General features: G+C 41.8%; 14 protein-coding genes. 9 read left to right on the forward strand and 5 right to left on the reverse strand.

The window, feature by feature from the left end:
- Position 1: 1 nt before the first annotated feature.
- The 3 genes from htpG to JYB65_RS13385 form a co-directional block, all read right to left on the reverse strand.
- Positions 2 to 1,921 (reverse strand): molecular chaperone HtpG, encoded by a 1,920-nt coding sequence (gene htpG, locus JYB65_RS13375; protein WP_206583190.1) that lies wholly within the window; start codon positions 1,919 to 1,921, stop codon positions 2 to 4.
- A 215-nt stretch (positions 1,922 to 2,136) separates the two neighbouring features.
- On the reverse strand, positions 2,137 to 3,723 hold the full coding sequence (locus tag JYB65_RS13380; protein WP_206583191.1) for a phosphohexomutase domain-containing protein: 1,587 nt from the start codon (positions 3,721 to 3,723) through the stop codon (positions 2,137 to 2,139).
- Positions 3,724 to 3,864: 141 nt separating this feature from the next.
- Positions 3,865 to 4,320 (reverse strand): putative ABC transporter permease, encoded by a 456-nt coding sequence (locus JYB65_RS13385; RefSeq protein ID WP_245156684.1) that lies wholly within the window; start codon positions 4,318 to 4,320, stop codon positions 3,865 to 3,867.
- A 54-nt stretch (positions 4,321 to 4,374) separates the two neighbouring features.
- Between JYB65_RS13385 and JYB65_RS13390 the strand changes: the two genes are divergently transcribed.
- The 9 genes from JYB65_RS13390 (at position 4,375) to JYB65_RS13430 (ending at position 16,485) form a co-directional block, all read left to right on the forward strand.
- Positions 4,375 to 4,743, forward strand: a complete 369-nt coding sequence (locus JYB65_RS13390) for a VOC family protein (RefSeq protein ID WP_206583192.1) — start codon at positions 4,375 to 4,377, stop codon at positions 4,741 to 4,743.
- Positions 4,744 to 4,771: 28 nt separating this feature from the next.
- Complete coding sequence (locus JYB65_RS13395) at positions 4,772 to 5,317, forward strand: hypothetical protein (RefSeq protein WP_206583193.1); 546 nt, start codon at positions 4,772 to 4,774, stop codon at positions 5,315 to 5,317.
- A gap of 11 nt (positions 5,318 to 5,328) precedes the next feature.
- Positions 5,329 to 7,026: an FAD-dependent oxidoreductase gene (locus tag JYB65_RS13400; RefSeq protein WP_209010525.1), complete on the forward strand. Its 1,698-nt coding sequence runs from the start codon at positions 5,329 to 5,331 to the stop codon at positions 7,024 to 7,026.
- A 1-nt stretch (position 7,027) separates the two neighbouring features.
- Positions 7,028 to 7,753 (forward strand): succinate dehydrogenase/fumarate reductase iron-sulfur subunit, encoded by a 726-nt coding sequence (locus tag JYB65_RS13405; protein ID WP_206583195.1) that lies wholly within the window; start codon positions 7,028 to 7,030, stop codon positions 7,751 to 7,753.
- A gap of 220 nt (positions 7,754 to 7,973) precedes the next feature.
- The gene (locus tag JYB65_RS13410) at positions 7,974 to 8,231 is read left to right on the forward strand and encodes a FeoA family protein (RefSeq protein ID WP_206583196.1); all 258 of its coding nucleotides are present in this window, start codon (positions 7,974 to 7,976) and stop codon (positions 8,229 to 8,231) included.
- A gap of 11 nt (positions 8,232 to 8,242) precedes the next feature.
- The gene (gene feoB, locus JYB65_RS13415) at positions 8,243 to 10,180 is read left to right on the forward strand and encodes a ferrous iron transporter B (protein WP_342366672.1); all 1,938 of its coding nucleotides are present in this window, start codon (positions 8,243 to 8,245) and stop codon (positions 10,178 to 10,180) included.
- Positions 10,181 to 10,269: 89 nt separating this feature from the next.
- The gene (locus JYB65_RS13420) at positions 10,270 to 12,306 is read left to right on the forward strand and encodes an FtsW/RodA/SpoVE family cell cycle protein (RefSeq protein WP_206583197.1); all 2,037 of its coding nucleotides are present in this window, start codon (positions 10,270 to 10,272) and stop codon (positions 12,304 to 12,306) included.
- Positions 12,303 to 13,667, forward strand: a complete 1,365-nt coding sequence (locus JYB65_RS13425; RefSeq protein ID WP_206583198.1) for a penicillin-binding transpeptidase domain-containing protein — start codon at positions 12,303 to 12,305, stop codon at positions 13,665 to 13,667. Before JYB65_RS13420 ends, JYB65_RS13425 begins: the two co-directional genes overlap by 4 nt.
- 169 nt (positions 13,668 to 13,836) lie before the next feature.
- The gene (locus JYB65_RS13430; protein ID WP_206583199.1) at positions 13,837 to 16,485 is read left to right on the forward strand and encodes an EAL domain-containing protein; all 2,649 of its coding nucleotides are present in this window, start codon (positions 13,837 to 13,839) and stop codon (positions 16,483 to 16,485) included.
- A 28-nt stretch (positions 16,486 to 16,513) separates the two neighbouring features.
- Here JYB65_RS13430 and JYB65_RS13435 read toward each other — a convergent pair whose 3' ends face one another.
- Both JYB65_RS13435 and JYB65_RS13440 read right to left on the reverse strand, forming a co-directional pair.
- Positions 16,514 to 17,443 (reverse strand): DMT family transporter, encoded by a 930-nt coding sequence (locus tag JYB65_RS13435; RefSeq protein ID WP_206583200.1) that lies wholly within the window; start codon positions 17,441 to 17,443, stop codon positions 16,514 to 16,516.
- Positions 17,444 to 17,462: 19 nt separating this feature from the next.
- Positions 17,463 to 17,684: hypothetical protein (locus tag JYB65_RS13440; RefSeq protein WP_206583201.1), on the reverse strand; the 222-nt coding region annotated here is incomplete at its 5' end.

Consider the following 17,684-nt stretch of genomic DNA (forward strand, 5'->3'; position numbering starts at 1 on the left):
TTTACATCAGGCTGCAAATTGCATTGGAGAACTCAATCGGATCTTCAATGGACAGCCCTTCAATTAAAAGGGCCTGATTATAAAGCAATTCTGCGTAAACTTTTACCTTCTCTTTGTCGCCGGCGAAAGCCTCTTTTAAGGCTTGGAAAACGTTATGGTTTGCATTGATTTCAAGCACTTTTTCCGCAGAAATCTTTTCACTGGCATTTGGCATGGCGTTAAGTACCTTTTCCATTTCTATGGAAAGATCACCTGCGCTGGCAAGGCAAACAGGGTGGCTCTTTAGCCGCTGAGAAACTCGAACTTCAGATACTTTATCGCCTAAAGCTTCCTTCATGGCCTCCAATAACTCTTTGTTCTCTTCTTTTTGTTTTTCGGCAGCTTCTTTTTCTTCGGAGGACTCTTCAATTCCTAAATCTTCACTGGATACGGATTTAAATTGTTTTTCCTCAATTGTGCCTAGCATCTTAATGGCGAACTCATCCACCTCATCCGTGCAGTATAGGATTTCATATCCTTTATCCTTAAGAAGCTCTGTCTGAGGCATTTTATCAAGCTTATCGATGCTTTCTCCGCATGCATAGTAGATATATTTTTGATCTTCCTTCATTCTGGAAACATATTCGGAAAGCGTTACCAGCTTCTTTTCGGACGAAGAATAGAACAGGAGAAGCTCCTGTACGGCATCTTTGTTCTGACCATACCCGTTGTATGCGCCAAATTTCAACTGTAATCCGAAGTTCTCGAAGAATTTTTCATACTTTTCGCGATCGGTGTTCAGCATTTCCAGTAATTCGGATTTAATCTTTTTCTCCAATCGAACAGCAATCGCCTTTAGCTGTCTGTCGTGCTGCAACATTTCTCTGGAGATGTTCAAGGAAAGATCCTGGGAATCCACCAATCCCTTTACGAAGCTGAAGTGATCGGGAAGAAGGTCGGCACACTTATCCATGATAAGGACTCCGCTGGAATAAAGCTGCAAGCCTTTTTCATACTCTCTCGTGTAATAGTTAAATGGTGCACGAGCCGGAATATACAGTAAAGAGTTGTAGGTGGATACCCCTTCTACGTTGGTGTGAATGACACGGGCAGGGTCTTCAAAATCAAAGAACTTTTCCTTATAAAATTGATTGTAATCTTCGTTTGTGATGTCGCCCTTGCTCTTCTTCCAAATAGGAACCATGCTATTTAGAACTTCATCTTCCCGATAGCTTTCATATTCAGGGGTAAAGTTTTCATCCGCTTTCTGCTCTTCAGTAGCCTCTTTCATACGGTGCTTTTCTACATTCATTTTAATTGGATAGCGGATATAATCAGAATACTTTTTGATGAGTCCTTTAATTTTATATTCTTTCAGATAATCGCTGTATTTTTCATCTTCTGTATCGTCCTTTAGATAGAGGATGATCTCCGTTCCTACACTATCTTTCTCGCATGGAGCAATAGAATAGCCGTCTGCACCGGTGGATTCCCAAAGGTTTGCCGTTTCTTCTCCGTAACGCTTACTGATTACTTGGATTTTAGAGCTTACCATAAATGCGGAGTAGAAGCCGACACCAAATTGACCGATGATATCAATGGCATCCTTCGCATCCATTTTGTCTGCATTTTCATTTTTAAATTGCAGAGAACCGCTTTTCGCAATGGTCCCAAGATTGTTCTCCATCTCGTCCTTATTCATCCCAATACCGTTGTCGGAGATGATGATGGTGTTCGCATCCTTATCCAATGTAATGCGGATAAAGAAATCTTCTCTGGAAATGCCGGTATTTTCGGTAAGTGTTAAGTAATATAACTTGTCAATGGCATCACTGGCGTTCGAAATAATCTCTCTGAGAAAGATCTCCTTATGAGTGTAAATTGAATTAATCATTAAGTCTAATAATCTCTTTGATTCGGCTTTAAACTGTTTCTTTGCCATTTGCTTTTTCCCTCTTTCCTTTCGTGTGATATTTTAATGCTCGCTAGAGCTTAGTTACGTTTTGGCACTCAATACAACAGAGTGCTAACAAATATAATATACAATGCAGAGCCCAAAAAATCAACCCTAAATTCTAGTTTTTGCATGAAAAAAGTGGCTCAGTCAATTCACCAAAATTTCAGTGAACGATGAGCCACTAAGACGATTCGTTTTATTTAATCAATCATTTTGAGAAGGGCAGCCAAGTTTAACTGATCATAATTCGCAAGGAAACCTTTCAATTTTGCCGCTATAAGTTTACAGCCTCCTTTTGAATTGGATTCGATGTTTAGCGGCATGATCGGGTCATGCAGAGACTTTCTAAGCAAGCACCACCCATCTCCATTGCTTGCATCGAACTGAATTCGTATTCCTTCATAGTTCGGAGTAACAAGACGCATCCCTTGATGAGTCGATTCAGCCGTAACCCAAGATTCGAAGTCAGCAAGAACGCGGTTTCCATAATCGGAAAAGGCTTCAGCTACGATCGGCAGACGAATCTCTACAGCTTCTAAAGGTTCTTCCAAATCTGCAATCATACTGTCTAAGGTTTTGTCTTCTAAACGAAGCTTCGCTGCCTTGATGACAATTTTAGTGGCCAGATAGGCTCCATCGTCAAGGAAGTAGTTTTCTTTTAGTGCAGCATGACCTGAAGTCTCAATTGCCAGTTGGCAATCGATGCCCTCGTTATTTAAACGAATCGCTTCGTTGATAACATTTTTATAACCTCGTTGAAAACGGTTGTGAACAAGCCCTAGTTTCTCCTCTAGGAATACCGTGAGTTGGTCACTTGTGATGCTGTCGGTTACAACAGTGGTGCCCGGAAAATCTTCTGCTACTAATGCGGCGGCCATTGCCACAATACCATTTCTGCTGATTTCACGACCTCTTTTATCTACAGCAGAGGATCGATCCACATCTGTATCAAATATCAGGCCTAAATCGGATTGTGTCGTTAGAACCTGCATGCAGAGCGAATGCATGGCATCCTTATCTTCCGGATTCGGTGCATGATTCGGAAACGTACCGTCCGGCTCAAGGAATTGGCTGTTGGAGATATTCGCCCCTAAAGGAGCCAATACCTTCGTTGCATAAAATCCGCCTCCGCCATTGCCTGCATCGACTACAATTTTAAGCCCTTCTAAAGGGCGATTGTAAAGAGTAGGATGGTTGACACCAACTTTAATTTTATCCTTTAGAAAGTCACAGTAAACGTTCATCAAATCAGTCGGAACAGAATGGTACGTTTTTCGTCCCAAAACCATTGAGAAGTTTTCCTCTCCGACTCTATCACCCAAAGCCTTCAATTCTTCATCCGATTCGGCATAGGCAATGATTTGACTGATATCTTTTTTATTTAATCCGCCATCTCCATCGAAAAATTTAAATCCGTTTCGATTAAAAGGAAGATGGCTGGCAGTAATCATGATTGCTCCGTCACAGCGGAATTCCGGAAATACGGTAGACATAAACATAGCCGGTGTAGAAGCCAAACCGCAGTTTCGTATTGTACAGCCATACGGAACCATTCCGTTCAGTAGGCCATGCAAAAGATATTTAGCAGAAAGACGAGGATCAAAGCCTATGGAGATCGTTAAATCCTTAGGAGCTTTGCCTGTTTTTTTTGATAACCAAAGCAAAAAACCGGCACTTAAATATTCGGCGTCTTCTTGCCCTAGATTGGGAAGCTCGCCTTTTATTCCGGTTAACGCAATACCTCTTATGTCACTGCCATTTTGCAGCATTTTATAATGACGATTCATTGAAAGTTCTCCTTGTGCTCTATCTTTATTAATACTTGTAAATAAGTATACAATATTTAATGGAATTTGGCTATATTAATAATGCGCAAGGAAACGGGAGGAAGTGTTTGATGTATTGGAAAAAACGGTATAAAGAGCCTGCTATATGATCTTATTCAATACGCGTACGGAGGCTAAAAGAGCCAAGCAAAGAAGAAACCATAAAAAAGTAAAAAGTGCGCAAATTTGCCCTAATACATCTAACGGTTGAGCCGAATAATCCCATACGTTGAAGTGGAAAAGAAGATTCACGATAATACCTACAGCAAACTCATAAGCTGTAATAATAAGTGCCCCTCCTATCGCTTTCAAAACCAGAGGAGCATGGTCATACCGTATATCTAAAATATGAAGTGTAAGAAGGCATGCGCCACCGGTCAGAATCATCGACCAGTGTGTATAACCTCGAAACAGTATTTCGATGGTTCCGTATCCTATTGCACCAATGCAAAATATAACGAAGGAGGACCAAGGATTTTCTACAAAAAATTTTTCTAAATTTACATGTTTTTTCGCTTCCATAGTTCTATTATTTGTGGCGAATTCTATTTTAATCATGGTATAATAACCCTATTGGTAAAAAAATATTGAATGTTAAATGGAGGAGAACCGATGAAATTTAATTTATATCATACATGTATCAGTGTTTTAGATTTAGATAAATCCAAAAAGTTTTATCAAGAGGCTTTTGGACTAAAAGAAGTGAGGCGGATTGAAGCGGAAGACGGGAGTTTTATTTTAGTTTTCATGGGAACGGATGAAAACCCTTACATGATTGAACTGACTTGGGTGAGAGACAGAAAAGAACCCTATGATCTTGGCGATAACGAAATTCACATTGGTTTTAGAGTGGATGATTTTGAGGCGGCTCATAAGAAGCATGAAGAGATGGGGATTATTTGCTTCGAAAATCCAAAGATGGGCATTTATTTTGTAGCAGATCCAGATGGCTATTGGATGGAGGTTGTTCCTACCAGATAAGCTAGATTTTTGGAGGATGTTGAAATCAATGATCAGAACTATCAATTCATTTTTAGGTCTTGCCTCCATCCTGTTATTTTGCATTCATGGGATTAGCATGGGCCTTTTTTTAGCAGGATATTTCCCGTATTCTCATACGAGAGCGTATTGGGGGTATGCACTCTTATTATGTGTCATTCTTCATGCCATTTTAAGCTTATTTTTAATTACCTTGGGAGATGGGAAGAAAAAGCAATTTTCTTATGTCAAGCAAAATGCCGGTTCTTATATACAGCGGATTTTAGGCATCTTAATGATCGCTTTAATCTATCTACATATGTCGGCTTATGGTTACATAAACGAAGACGGAGCTTATCTATTAAAGGAACCGGATAAGAGTACCTTTGTTACGCAGGTTTTACTGGTATTGGTTGCAGGGGCTCACCTTCTATTGAGTTTCCCAAAATCGGCGATTACGCTGGGTATGATTAATAACGAATCGGAATATAAAAACTATAAAAATCTATCCTATATGATATTTTTCATTGTAGTGGGCATCTCTTTGAACGGTCTGTGGAGATATTTTTTAGGATAGGAGGCGTAGTGATGAAAGAAGTAATAATTGTAGGAAACGGATTAGCCGGTTTGTCTGCTGCTATGGAAGCCTCTGACCTGGGTGCTAAAGTGATGCTTATTTCACAGGCACCTCCTGAGAGGGCACAATCCGTAATGGCTGCGGGAGGAATCAATGCGGCGTTAAATACAAAAGGCCAGGATGATTCACCGCAGCAACACTTAACGGATACGTTAAAAGCAGGCTGTGAATTAGCGGATCCGGAGGCGGTCGAAGCGATGACCAAGGCTGCACCGGAGCTTATAAAGAAGTTAAGCCGACTGGGTGTGGTATTCTCAAGAGATGAGAGCGGGAATGTGAACCTTCGGTATTTTGGCGGACAGAAAAAGAGGAGAACCGCTTTTTCCAAGTCCGCTATTGGGAAGCAGCTAATGTGCGGGCTGGCGCAGCACGTAAGAAAGCTTGAAGCAAGAGGAGCCATTACGGTGAAAGAAAACAGCCGGTTTCTTTCTGCTGTCATAGAGCAGGGGAAGTGTCTTGGCGGCATTTTTGAAAACACCATCACCGGACAGATTTTCGCTATTACGGGCGATGCCCTCATCCTCGCTACAGGAGGTATGAATGGTGTCTTTGGCAATACGACGGGCTCCGTGCTGTCAGAGGGGAGTGCTACGGCAGCTGTTTTTCGGCAAGGGGTGAAGCTCGGAAACGGTGAAATGATACAATATCATCCGACAACAGTGGAGACAAAGGGCAAGCGCATGCTGATTTCGGAAGCAGCCAGAGGAGAAGGCGGACGTCTGTTTACGTATAAGGATGGAAAGCCTTGGTATTTTATGGAGGAATGGTATCCGGAAGGAGGCAATTTGATGCCTCGAGATGTCGTGTCCAAAGGCATTTATCGGGTTTGTCATGATTTAAACCTTGGAATAGACGGAAAAAATCTAGTTTATTTGGATATCTCTTTTTTATCAAAACAAGAGATTGAGCTGAAATTGAGGGAAATCAGTGACTTATGCAAAACCTATCTGAAAATCGATCCAACGAAGGAGTACATTCCGGTGTATCCGGGTATTCATTATTTTATGGGTGGAATTTATGTGGATAAAAATCATGAGTCTTCAGTGGAAGGCCTTTATGCAGCGGGAGAATGTGCCTGTCAGTATCATGGAGCGAACCGCTTAGGTGGAAATTCAACCCTTGGAGCAATCTATGGCGGAATGGTTGCAGCGAAAAATGCCGTATCAGGCACCCCTGAAAAAGAGGACTATACGACGAATGCTGAATGGATTCAGTATAAGAGCAAATGTGCCGAAAGAGAAGTGGCGAAAATCCAACAACGCGTTGAACAGTTTAGGACGGGAACGATTGTGCCGAATCAGATTCTCCTAGAAATGAGAGACATTATGAACAAAGCGATGGGTATTGAGAGAAATGAAGGAGAATTGCGGGAAGGAATCAAAGAGATCAATAGGCTGGCAGAGAAAGCAAAGAACATGGCATTAGGGAAACTGCAGCCAAGTGAAGCAATAGCAGCGGAAAATATGTTGGTTTTGGGGAAGTCGTTGCTGCTTAGTGCCCTTGAAAGAAAGGAAAGCAGAGGGGCTCAGTTGAGAAAGGATTATCCACAGCGGGATGATGAACAGTATAAGCGAACAACAGTTGCTGCCTATTTCGAGGACGGAACGATAGAGATCTCTTTTAAAAGGATAGGAGAGGGGGCTATGTAGGATGGATGTCAAGATAAGAATAAGACGCAAAAAAGGCCCTTCTGCCAATTCCTATATTCAAGAATTCACTTTTGAAGGAAGTGCGGACTTGCCTGTTACTGGAATTTTAGAGGAATTGAATGCACGACAGCCGCTTGAGGATACGAACGGGAAACCAGCGGAACCGATTGATTGGGAATGCAGCTGTAAACAGAAATTGTGCGGAGCCTGTGCGATGGTTATCAATGGGGTGCCTCGAATGGCCTGCTCTACTTTTCTGGGGGATGTGTGCGGTAATAAAAACAACGTGTTGGAATTGGCGCCCCTCAGTAAGTTCCCTGTTATTCGGGATTTGCGTATAGATCGTACTCAGATGTTTGACGATTTGAAAAAAATGAAAGTTTGGCTGAGCGCGGATGCACTCCTAAATCAAAAAGAGCTGGAACATCAATATGAATCGGCTTCTTGTATTCTATGCGGGTGCTGTTTGGAAGTTTGTCCGAACTATTCGATTGAAAATGCATTTGTAGGCGCTTCCACGATGAACGGCGCCTATCGGGTCGCTACCCAGCAAAGCAACAGCAGCAACGTACGGGAATTTATAAAGGAAAATGTGAAAAATGGACAGGGACACTGCTCTAAATCTCTCTCCTGCGAAAAAGTATGTCCCATTAAGATTCCGGTTGCCGCTTTGACCTCCCGGATGAATCGACTCTATCTAAAAAATCTATTCAAAGTGTATCGTTAATGGGCGATTATTGTATAAATAGGAAGAAAAATAGGAGGAATGATTTCTGCCATACAGAAGAAGAGCACCGGAAGATACGGAACGAAAATTAATGTCATTGCATAACATATTACATCAGGAATGTGGAAAGAGCCGCTAGCAATAGCGGCTTTTACTATAGATTCTAGCCAATGAAACAGAAAGAATGGTAAAAAATAAAAATGAAATAGGAGGTGCAGCAATGAAAGAAAATCTTCATGCAACAAAAAAAGCAAATGCCTTATGTGATTTAAAGAAAGGGCAGTTCGGTTGTGTAAATGGTTTGGATTCTTCCGAAGGAATGAATCGCAGACTTCAAGATATAGGTCTTATTGAGGGGACAACTGTAGAATGTGTTCAGTTGAGTCCGGGAGGAGAGTTGGCCGCGTATTTGGTCCGCGGAGCAGTGATGGCGCTTCGAACAGAAGATGCCGCAAAAGTATATATTAACAAAATGTAGGAGGCTGACTGGTGGAACTTGAAATAAAGAGGCAACACGAGGAGGATAAGGTAATCGCCTTGACCGGAAACCCCAACGTAGGGAAAAGCACAATCTTCAATTTTTTAACAGGAATGCATCAGCATACGGGGAACTGGCCGGGTAAAACCGTCGAAACAGCACAGGGCAAATATTGCTTTAAAGGGAGAGAATACATATTGGTAGATCTGCCGGGCAGTTATTCCCTGCATGCTAAATCGGCTGAAGAGGAAGTAGCTAGAGACTTCATTTATGAAGGTGCATATGATGCGGTGGTCATCGTATGCGATGCAACTTGCATGGAACGAAATCTCAACTTAGTCATACAAACGTTAGCGGTGACTTCTAAGGTCATCGTGTGTGTTAATTTGCTTGACGAGGCAAAAAGAAAAAACATTCACGTAGATTTGACAAAGCTTCAAGAAATGCTAGGGGTTCCTGTGATTGGTACTGCTGCCGCGAAAAGAGAAGGCGTCCAAGAGCTTTTGGAAGCTATTGAAGCGGTAGTGACGGAGCATAAAAAGGAAAAGATTGGTGATCCTGTCCAAGATCATGATCCTTGCGTCAAGACAGTAAAAAAAGCAGAGGTACCTATACAAGCGGAACACATCTGGGATCAAGTGGGCAAAGTGATTGATGGTGCCGAAATCTTTGGGAGCGGTTATTCAGATCGTGACCGCAGGATCGATTCTCTTTTAACCAACAAGATTACCGGATTCCCTATTATGCTAGCCACTTTATTAGCAGTTTTCTGGATTACGATTACGGGAGCCAACTATCCTTCTCAATGGCTTAATTCCGGCTTGTTTTATCTGGAAAATCGGATGCTGGAGTTTTGCCAAGGAACAGCTATTCCGAAAGCTGTTTATGAAATGGCTATACTAGGCGTTTATCGTGTCGTAGCGTGGGTTGTATCGGTTATGCTTCCTCCTATGGCCATATTCTTCCCGTTATTTACGCTTTTAGAAGATTTGGGCTATTTGCCTAGAGTAGCCTTTAATTTAGATAAATATTTTAAAAAATGCAGTGCTTGCGGGAAACAGGCCTTAACCATGTGCATGGGTTTCGGCTGTAATGCAGTGGGGACAATGGGGTGCCGCATCATTGATTCGCCTAGAGAACGATTGATCGCCATGTTGACTAATAACTTTATGCCTTGTAATGGGAGGTTCCCCACGCTTATTGCATTGCTGACCATGTTTTTTATTGTAAACATCGGGGGCTCAGGAGAAATCATGGGGTCCTCTCTGTTGGGCGGACTTTTTAGGAGTTTGATGGCAGCCTCCCTTTTAACGGTTGTCATATTGATGGGAATTGTCATGACTTTCCTAACTTCCTATATATTATCCAAAACGCTGCTTGTAGGGGTACCTTCTTCTTTTACTTTAGAACTGCCTCCTTACCGAAAACCGCAATTCGGTCAAGTAATCGTTCGGTCTATTTTTGACAGAACCATCTTTGTGCTGAGAAGAGCAGTAACGGTAGCAGCTCCGGCAGGGCTGCTTATATGGTTTTTAGCGAATGCTACTTATGAAGGACAATCGCTTCTACTCATTTGCTCGAATTTTTTAGACCCTTTTGCAAGTTATTTAGGGATGGATGGTGTCATATTATTGGCATTTATTTTAGGGATGCCGGCAAATGAGATTGTCGTTCCCATTATGATTATGATCTATGCCAGCAGCGGTATGTTAATTGAACTGGATAACACAGAGGCATTAAAAGAACTGTTGCTTCAACACGGTTGGACGTGGATAACGGCAATCAGTGTCATGATGTTTTCACTGATGCATTGGCCTTGTGCAACGACGCTGCTGACTATAATGAAAGAGACAAAAAGTATACGATGGACGGCAATGGCTTTTATTCTCCCGACTATTACCGGAATACTTGTCTGCTTTCTATTTAACTTAGTAGTCAGAATCCTTTAAAAAAGGTGGCTTCTATTTACATTTGACCGTAAGTGAGGTATTGTTTATCTGTTACTATTTATAAAGAAAAAATAGGAAAGGAATTTGGTATGACCGATTTTTTTCAAAATGTTTCAGATATCATGCCTCAATTTTTTGATATATGTTCTCAATTGCTGCAACGTGCCGCAGAAATGTTCCAATACGCATTTCAGTGGCTGAAGGATAATCCTACCGGCGTTGGGCAGGTATATTCGGCGATTGTGCGGTGGGTCATGCCTGTATTGGCGTTAATCATACTGCTATCTGTATTGCGCGATATGCTTCGTGTAAAAAATCCGGAAGAAGTTTGGGGAAGCCTTGTTTCGGAACAATTAGGAAAGTTCCCTATTACGAATTGGGAATGCACAGTCGGAAGGGCAAGGCATTGTGACGTACGAATTAATTTTCCGACCGTATCGCGTACGCAATGTGCGTTAATACGGCAGGAAGACGGAAGCTGGAGAATACATAGCTTATCTGAGAAAAGCAAAATTTTATGCAATAAAGAAGTAGTGGATGATTTTGAGGTGATGAATGAGGGAGATACGCTCGAATTTGGCGGGGTTCAGCTAACCTTTGAAGAAATATCGGAAGAGGAAAAAGAACAGCAGCAAGAAAACCGACTGAATCAGAGCAGGCCTATGCCTCCTTGGACTTCTTTCGCAGCACTTACGCTCTTTCAGGTATTAACGGCTATTCAGCTGATTATAACAAGACCGGACTATTCTGAAACGATCATGCTTTGCTATGCTGCTTTGTGCGGACTGATGTGGGGCTATACCTTAATGAGCTGGGTCGCAGGGGCGACAGGCTTTGAACCGGAGATATTAGCCTTTTTTGCTTGCACGCTCAACCTTGCGGTGACGGCTTCCGCCGCTCCGGATACGTTGGTGAAGCAAACGGTTGCAATCACATTGGGATGGCTTGTGTTTTTAGTGATGGGATGGTATTTGCGTGATTTACGCAGAGTCGTTCGAACTCGGCATATCATGGCCGGCTTAACGGTAGGACTCTTGCTGATTAATGTCGTATTCGGTTCGGTGATTAACGGAGCTCAGAACTGGATTTCCATTGCAGGAATATCCGTTCAACCTTCTGAGTTAGCGAAAGTTTGTTTTATCTTTGCAGGTGCCGCTACATTAGACCGACTCTTTGTAAAAAGAAATCTATGGGGCTTCATGCTTCTTTCTGGATTCTGCCTTGCTGCGTTGGCGTTTATGAGTGACTTGGGTACGGCTACGATCTTTTTCGTGGTCTTTTTAGTCATCGCTTTTTTACGTTCGGGGGATTTTGCCACCCTTTCTTTAATTTGCGGAGGCGCAGCCGGCTTCGGCGGATTGATGATCAGTTTTAAGCCCTATATTGCAGCCAGATTTGCTGTATGGGGACATGCTTGGGAGAATGCCAGCACGACAGGCTATCAACAGGTTCGCACGATGTCCGCCTCCGCCAGCGGAGGCCTGATTGGCGTAGGCTCCGGTAATGGCTGGCTGCATCATGTTGCTGCTGCGGATACCGACTTGGTTTTTGGGATGCTTTGTGAAGAATGGGGATTGATTATTGCCTTGTTGGCAGTCGCTATTATTGTTGTTCTATCTATTTTCGCCGTAAGAGTGGCTCAAAACGGACGGTCTTCTTATTATACGATTGCTGCATGCGCGGCTACTTCTTTACTGGTATTCCAAACGATGCTGAATGTATTTGGCTCTGTCGATATATTGCCGCTGACCGGAGTGACTTTCCCATTTGTTTCCTGCGGCGGTTCCAGTATGATTGCCTCTTGGGGCCTGCTTTCTTTCTTGAAAGCAGCGGACACCAGACAAGGAGCCAGTTTTGCGGTGAGAAAAATGCACGCGCTTGATAAACGGAAAATAAAGTATAGGCAAAAGAAAAATGAAGAGTACGAAGCGATGTGTGCACGGGATACGCAGGAAATTCCTATCGCAGGACAGGTGGAGTACGCTGTAAACGATGATGAACAAGAGGTAAAAAATAAACAAATAGAGGACTTTTTGAGAAGATTTAATAAGTCAGAAGAAACCTCTAAGCAAGACGAAATCGAAGATTTCTTAAAAAAGTTTGAGGAATTGGAGGAAGAGCGATGAAGAAAATAACAGCAAGGGCAATCGTTTGTATCTGTTTGGCCGGGATCCTATCCTTAGGAACGCTTCTGTTTGTCGGAAAGTTTATGTTAAACGGAGGAAATTGGGTCTCTTTTGCAGGAAACAGGCACTTGTATACGGACGGAGTATTGAAAAGCGGAAGAATTTTGGATCGAAACGGGAATTTGCTGGTGGGGGTTGAAGATGGAAAATGGGTTTATAATAAGAATGCCAATATCCGAAAAGCAACACTGCATGCGGTAGGAGTTCCCCAAGGCTTAATCGGAACCGGCGCATTAACAAGATTTGCAGATAAATTGACGGGATATAATTTAGTGACGGGAGCAAAACCGATTTTACCTGGCGGACGGGATTTATATTTAACCTTAGATGCAGATGTTTGCCAAGCTGCCTATAAAGCCTTGGCTGGCTACAAGGGCACCGTCGGCGTATATAACTATAAAACGGGTCAAATTTTGTGCATGGTCAGTTCTCCAAGCTACGACCCTCAGAACCCTCCTAAAATAGAAGAAGGGGATTCAAAATATGAGGGCGTTTATATGAATCGGTTACTGTCTGCGACCTTTATTCCAGGCTCGACTTTTAAATTGGTGACAGTCGCTGCTGCGTTGGATGAGATTCCAAATGTACAGCAGCAAACGTTTCATTGCAGCGGAAGTTATGAAATAAACGGGAAGATGATTACCTGCCCTTCGGCTCATGGTGATTTGACATTGGAACAAGCGCTGAATGTTTCCTGCAATTGCACGTTCGGTCAACTTTCCGTCCAGTTAGGCGGTGATATCTTGGAACAGTATGCACAGAAAGTCGGTTTGACAACCAATTATTCCGTCAATGGGATTCGTACCGCTGTATCTACTTTTGATTTCAACACGGGAGACGATTGGGAACTGGCTTGGTCCGGCATCGGACAGGGAAAAGATTTGGTGAATCCTTGTGCTATGATGGTTTATGCAGGTGCGATAGCCAATGGCGGCAGTGCGGCGAATCCTCAGATTATTTCACACACCTCTTTCTTAAAAGGAGTGCGAACCAGCATTTATATTGAACACCATACGAGAAACATGTTAGATACTCAAACAGCAGATACGCTGGCAGAAATGATGCGCAGCAATGTCATCAACAATTATGGGCAAAGTAACTTTCCAAACCTTGACATAGGAGCGAAATCAGGCACCGCTCAATCAGATGGTTCAAAAGAAGATAATGCATGGTTTGTAGGATTTCTTCAAGAGGCAGAACATCCATTGGCATTTGTGGTTCTAGTGGAAGGAGGGGGAAGCGGAAGTAAGGCAGCCGGGAAAGTAGCAAATACGGTTCTTCAAGCTGCAGTCAAAGAATAAAAATAAATACCGTGAACTCAAGCATTGACTTCCCTTGGATAAAGTGCTATATTGAAAATGCACTATTAATGGAAGAATTTAACATAAAACTACATAATTTTACAAAATCCGACCGAAAATGACATTTAAATTCAGCAAATACGGCAGGTTTTTTGAAATGGGGAATGATATGAAAGTGAAACCGGTAAGCAGGCTCTATTTGACTTTTGAAGTAGATTTAGACAGTATGTCTGTAATTTTAATTAAGGATGGAAAACAAGGCAGGACCTATGAAGCAAGTCAGTATTTTCAATATTTCGTAGAATATGGCGTTCGAAAAGTAGATGTTGAACAACTCAAAGAGCATTTCTCAATTAGCTATTTTCAAAATATGCTTGTAAAAGGAAAGGCACCGGAGAGTTTTGAGTTTTGCGTAAAATTTGTTGGAAAAGATTATAAAATTCTAGAGTGCAAGATGAAGGTAGTTGAAAACACTTCCAGCAACATTATCCAGATCAATTTGGAGGATATTTCCCATAAGAGGCTGGAACAATTAGCCTACATAAAGGAACACTCTTTAGAACTTGAATATCAGCCTGCAGCAAAGCCTTTTGATATTAAATTTGAGGAGCTATCAAAAAAGCAGCGAAGCTCTGTCAATAAAATTCGTGGTGCGGTAGTTGCCATGTTGGTGGTACTTACTGTATTTTATGCAGGGTACATATACAATATCTACAGTGACGAAAAGGAAAAAACAGAATCTGACATGCTGGAGACTTGCAGAATAGCCAGTCAAACGGTAGAGCAGCAGTTGGATTATTCTGCAAAAGATGTTACGGCATTAGAGGATGTCATTATAAATTTCGGAGATACGGTAACAGAAAAAGAAGCTCTTGACTATTTGCAGAAAAGTAAGGCAAAGTATGGTTACACAGCAGCGGCCCTGATAGATGAAAACTTAAATCTTGTGGCATCCGATAAGTCTCTATATCATAGTCTAAATGTAAAGGAGCTCATACAAAACAGCGAAGAACAAAAATTTGTGTTGCTGAGCGGCCAAGGGGAAAGTACATCAAGATATTTGAACTATTGCATTTACTCTGACAAATTGAGATTAAGCGGTAAAAAATATATCGGCATTATGGCTTTATATGATTTACCTACTATTTGTAATGTGCTATCAATGCGGGGACATTATTATGATGAAGAAATCGTCATGTCGGACTTAGAGGGAAACATCTTATGGGATAACAAGAAGGTGATTTCTGACAAAATAGAGTCCAATATTCTAAGTTGTCTGTCTAAACCGGTTGAGGGGGATGATCTGGGAGAGAAAATAAATACCATTAAAGGAAATATGCAAGTTGGCAAATCAGGGATTTATAAATTCACAAACGGAGGAGAACGAATCTATGCGGCATACACACCTTTACGAGTAGATGGACTGTACTTGTTCTCTTGGTCATCGGAAAAATTTCTAAATGCAAAAAATGTTCATTTTATATTCCAATCGCTTTTCTTATGGATTCTTATCTTATTATTGCCGACCTTGATAACGATTTATGTGATGAAGCATACAAAAAAAGCAAGGATAAATTTGGAGGAGTTAGCATACCGGGACAATGTCACTCAAGGCATGAACGCGAATTACTTTGATGAAATGGCCACCAATGCGATAAAGGCAATGGAGTGCACATACTGCCTTGTTCTTACAAATATAGTGAATTTTAATATTTACAATAAAAAATACGGATATATGAAGGGGGATGAAGTGATTCGGCGCTTGTTTCTTGGCATATGCAAATATATTGATGAAGATGAGCTGGTGTGCAGAACGTATGCGGACCATATGATGATATTATTAAAATATGTGACGGAAGCAAGAACCGAGGATCGATTGGCCGAAATCAGCAAATGCCTCATCGGGACGAATATCAAAGTTGAATTTGGAGTTTGTATCATCCGGGACGCAACAATGGATCTGGAGGTAGCTAAAGAACGGGCAAATATGGCCTTAATGAGCGAAAAGAAGCGTTTCTCAGAATATGCTGCGTGGGCATTTTACGGCTTGGAGCTGGTCGAAAAAATATCCTTTGAAAAAGAGCTGGAAAATACAATGTATAAGGCTTTTAGAGGAGGAGAATTCAAGATTTACATTGAACCCAGATACAATTTAGAAAACCGTGCTTTATGCGGGGGAGATGCGTACGTCGTTTGGAAGCATCCCGACAAAGGAATTTTAAAGCCGGGTTTGTTTATGGATATTTTCGAAAGAAGGGGTCTGGTTCTTTGTTTAGATACGTATATTTTTGAAGAAATTTGCAAGAGAATAAAGATGAACTTGGATCAGGGCAGGAGCGTCATGCCTGTTTGTATAAAACTGCATAAGAGTAACTTCAACTATACCAATTCTATCGATAAGTTTAAGCGGATTAAAAATCGATATGACATACCGGGAAAGTTTATTGAATTTGAAATTACAGAGCAAATCTTTTATGAAAAAATCAGCAATATCGAAGAACTGGTAGATTGCATACATTCCATGGGATGTACTTGCATCATGGGAAATTTCGGCGGCGGCTATTTAGCGGTAAACATGCTTCAAGGAATGAAGGTTGACGGCATAAAACTCGATAAAAGCTGTATGAGACAACCCATGCCTGAAAAAATGGTCTGTGCAATGGTGGAAATAGGCAAGGCGATGGGCGTAAAAACAATAGCCGCGGGTATCCTGGAAGAGACCCAGGTTCGATATCTGAAAAAATGTAACTGCGATGAAGGTACGGGAAGCGTTTTTTCGAAAACCATCAGCCTTGGGGATTATATTAACATATTTTGACTATTTAACCCGGATGCGGAAGTCTGGTTTAATCAGTTAATGCGGGTTTCGATTTGGAGGGTAATTGAGCTGCAATGATTGCTGCAAACATAAGCAAACAGCCCATGGTTTCTCTTCCTGACAACATTTCGTGGAGAACGATCATTCCTGCAAGAACGGCAAATACCGACTCAAGACTAAGCAGTAAAGATGCGACGGTTGGGTCGGTATCTTTTTGTGCAACAATCTGCAGAGTGTATGCGACTCCGGAAGATAGAATTCCTGTATACAAGATTGGCATCGCGGATTGAAGAATAGAAGAAATCTCCGGTGTTTCTGATAGGAACATCATCACTGCAGAAAAGAGGAAACACACGAAAAATTGGATACACGATAATCTGATCCCATCCGTTTTAGGTGAGAAGTGATCGATAACCAAGATATGAAGAGAGAACACAAAGGCGCAAAGCAACACGAGAAAATCTCCTTTGCCTATGTTAAAATCACCTTTGAGGCATAATAAATATAATCCTATTGCTGCGACTGCGACACAACCCCAAATGATAGGACGAACTTTTTTCCCTAAGAACAGTCCCAATATCGGTACGATTACTATGTAAAGAGCGGTGATGAAACCAGCTTTACCTGCTGTGGTATACATAATGCCGATTTGCTGCAAGGAACTTGCTACAAAAAGAACAGTTCCGCAAAGAACTCCCCCTATGATAAGCGTTTTTCTTTCAACTTTTTTCTCTTCCGCTGTTTTTATATCTGTTGCTTCGGGAGAGGTATTCTTAGCACGCAGATAATCAAATAAGAAAATAACAGGAATCAGAAAAGCACTGGCGATGATATTTCGCACACAATTAAAGGTATAAGGTCCTACATAGTCCATGCCTTTGCTTTGGGCGACGAACGCAGAGCCCCATATGAAGGCGGTCAGAAGGAGCATCAGATTAGCACGTAATTTTTTATTCATAACACACATCCCTTTCACGTTAATCAAGTGCTTTCAGTATATCATGAAAGAAGTTTGGCTCACAAGTGTATGCTGAAAGATAAAAGGAAGGAATCTTTTCTATCATAAAGTTTAATGATATAATGAATGCAATTATTGATACGGCGTTGCCTTTTTGCCCCAAGCTTGCTTGGCAAGGCAAAACGGACAGCAGGGAGCGAAGCGAGTCGGAGCCGATGGCGTTGCCTTTTTGCCCCAAGCT

This window comes from Clostridium aminobutyricum (assembly GCF_017255415.1).
In the GTDB taxonomy this organism is placed as follows: domain Bacteria; phylum Bacillota; class Clostridia; order Peptostreptococcales; family Anaerovoracaceae; genus Aminipila; species Aminipila aminobutyrica.

What these genes read in the sequence shown, in the direction of transcription:
- htpG (WP_206583190.1), bottom strand. Translation starts at nt 1,921, where the DNA reads ATGGCAAAGAAACAGTTTAAAGCCGAATCAAAGAGATTATTAGACTTA.
- JYB65_RS13380 (WP_206583191.1), bottom strand. Translation starts at nt 3,723, where the DNA reads ATGAATCGTCATTATAAAATGCTGCAAAATGGCAGTGACATAAGAGGT.
- JYB65_RS13385 (WP_245156684.1), bottom strand. Translation starts at nt 4,320, where the DNA reads ATGATTAAAATAGAATTCGCCACAAATAATAGAACTATGGAAGCGAAA.
- JYB65_RS13390 (WP_206583192.1), top strand. Translation starts at nt 4,375, where the DNA reads ATGAAATTTAATTTATATCATACATGTATCAGTGTTTTAGATTTAGAT.
- JYB65_RS13395 (WP_206583193.1), top strand. Translation starts at nt 4,772, where the DNA reads ATGATCAGAACTATCAATTCATTTTTAGGTCTTGCCTCCATCCTGTTA.
- JYB65_RS13400 (WP_209010525.1), top strand. Translation starts at nt 5,329, where the DNA reads ATGAAAGAAGTAATAATTGTAGGAAACGGATTAGCCGGTTTGTCTGCT.
- JYB65_RS13405 (WP_206583195.1), top strand. Translation starts at nt 7,028, where the DNA reads ATGGATGTCAAGATAAGAATAAGACGCAAAAAAGGCCCTTCTGCCAAT.
- JYB65_RS13410 (WP_206583196.1), top strand. Translation starts at nt 7,974, where the DNA reads ATGAAAGAAAATCTTCATGCAACAAAAAAAGCAAATGCCTTATGTGAT.
- JYB65_RS13420 (WP_206583197.1), top strand. Translation starts at nt 10,270, where the DNA reads ATGACCGATTTTTTTCAAAATGTTTCAGATATCATGCCTCAATTTTTT.
- JYB65_RS13425 (WP_206583198.1), top strand. Translation starts at nt 12,303, where the DNA reads ATGAAGAAAATAACAGCAAGGGCAATCGTTTGTATCTGTTTGGCCGGG.
- JYB65_RS13430 (WP_206583199.1), top strand. Translation starts at nt 13,837, where the DNA reads ATGAAAGTGAAACCGGTAAGCAGGCTCTATTTGACTTTTGAAGTAGAT.
- JYB65_RS13435 (WP_206583200.1), bottom strand. Translation starts at nt 17,443, where the DNA reads ATGAATAAAAAATTACGTGCTAATCTGATGCTCCTTCTGACCGCCTTC.